The 2,031-nt window shown below is 54.5% G+C and carries 3 protein-coding genes; all 3 read left to right on the forward strand.

From position 1 onward, the window contains the following. The first annotated feature begins 107 nt into the window (after nucleotides 1–107). The gene (locus AC1DRJ_RS25605; RefSeq protein WP_477804615.1) at nucleotides 108–437 is read left to right on the forward strand and encodes a hypothetical protein; all 330 of its coding nucleotides are present in this window, start codon (nucleotides 108–110) and stop codon (nucleotides 435–437) included. Nucleotides 438–757: 320 nt separating this feature from the next. Then, a complete protein-coding gene (locus AC1DRJ_RS25610; RefSeq protein WP_477804616.1) occupies nucleotides 758–1,177 on the forward strand; it encodes an organic hydroperoxide resistance protein in 420 nt (139 codons plus the stop codon). A 501-nt stretch (nucleotides 1,178–1,678) separates the two neighbouring features. Then, on the forward strand, nucleotides 1,679–2,031 hold a 353-nt coding region (locus AC1DRJ_RS25615), incomplete at its 3' end, for an OsmC family protein (RefSeq protein WP_477804617.1).

Here is a 2,031-nt window from a genome sequence, read left to right on the forward strand (position 1 = left end):
GCCGACCGCTGACGTCCTGGTTTCGGTGCCAGGGATCAACTAACCGATGGGCTACTTGTATTAGCGACTCAACTTTGAAAAATCACCAAATGGTCAAGGGGCATATTATGAATCTGAACAATCAACCTACTATCGATGAACTGGCTCGTATGTTCGCGGCGCAAAAAGACAGCCTCGACAGCCACATTCTGTGGATCAGCAAATCGGGCCAGGTTCATATCGACTGCCTGTCGCCTAACGCTCATGAAGCGGAGTTCGACCAGAACAACCAGAACCTGCTCGCCCGACTGAAGATGTACCGTCGCGGCCAGGGCTATGTCGGCAAGAAAGCCGCAGCCGACAAGGACTTCATCGGTAATGTTCTGCAAACGCTGAAACAGACATGGGCTTCGCTGCAGAACCAGAACGAAGTTCGGGTGATTGATCGGTTCTACTAATGATGTGACGTCAAACCTGACTCACTCATAAAAAAGCGCTTTACGGAAAACCGGGAAAGACGTTCTTGATCTTAATGAAAAAGAACTCGCTTTCCCGGTTTTCGTTTGCCTGCTGAATGGCCTCTCGTGCAGGGTGAATGACGATACGCAGATTTGTATCGATCTGTATCTTCGGCACGGATCTTACACAGCGATACACAAAGGTCGGTTCAAGACACATACGCACGACATCAGGGTGCAAAAGTGGGTTTCGTCGCAAGGGCATTCCAGAACCTTGCGGCTTGAATGATGAAGCCCCCTACCCTCAGCAGGAACCCGCCATGATCAATCAAATCGAGACTGTGCTGTACACCGGGAAAACCCACACCACTGGCGGCCGTGACGGTCAGTCGAAAAGTTCGGATGGCCGATTGGACATCAAGCTGTCCCCGCCCGGCTCGTCTGGCAGCGGCACCAATCCGGAACAATTGTTGGCGGCAGGTTGGTCGGCCTGTTTTATCGGTGCAATGGGTAAAGCGGCGGTTGCATTGAGGGTGACTCTACCGAGCGATGTTGCCGTGGATACCGAGATAGACCTGGGCAAGACCGACAACGCTTTTTTCCTCCAGGCACGCCTCAATGTCAGCCTTCCGGGCCTCRATCCGGTGGTCGCCCGGGCCGTCGTGGACGCAGCTCATCAAACCTGCCCGTACTCCAAGGCGACCCGCGGCAACATCGATGTCGAGATCAATCTGGTTTGATCCCCGCCCAGGGGACAGACTGTCTTTTGGGGCAGGCTGGACCGATAGTATTTTTCCGTCCTGCGGCGCTTTTGCAAGGATGGAATCGGTCTAAAAAGCGCGCTTTACACCGCGCATGCTTTGCTATTCTGAAGTTGTAGGTGAAGACGCAGACTGATGCGCAAACGGATAGCAAGGAGACGTGGGGCACGTCCCGAAGGGTACACGGTTAGAAAGATCTCCTCGTTGAGATCCAGCCCTTACGCCGTGTGAAGCAGAAGTACATAACACTGTTCTGTCAGAGTCCTGATAAACCTTGTAAGCCAGATACCAGCACTGGCCACCTACTCGAAATCCGAAGCCCGCGTTAAGCGGGCTTTTTCGTTTCTGACCACTCGTCGTGAAGGCGCCCTGCTCCCCCTTGACATCGATAGGGGTCTGAGGGAATATCATTCCATCGCATGCGATACAAACGCATGCGAGACACAAATCAAACCTACTGCAACCTTGAGAATTCATCCCATGAGCAAGATCGAAAAAGTCCTGGCCTCCGGCAAAACCCACACCAAAATGAGCGCGGCCGGCGTCACGTCTCGCGGCCATAACGGCACCGTCGACATCCAGCTCTCGTCACCTGGCAATGCCGCCCCTGTGCATGTGTTCGAAGCCACCCAGTCACACCCTAAAGCCGAGCAATTGTTCGCTGGTGCCTGGTCGGCCTGCTACATCGCCGCCGTCGGCCTCGCCGCCAAGCAAATGAACGTCGAACTGCCCAAAGATGTGGCGGTGGATATCGAAGTCGACCTGGGCCAGACCGGTGAAGCGTATTTCCTTCAGGCTCGATTGACGCTGCGTGCACCCGGCCTGTCCCACGA

The sequence above is a fragment of the Pseudomonas sp. P5_B2 genome (assembly GCF_056400445.1).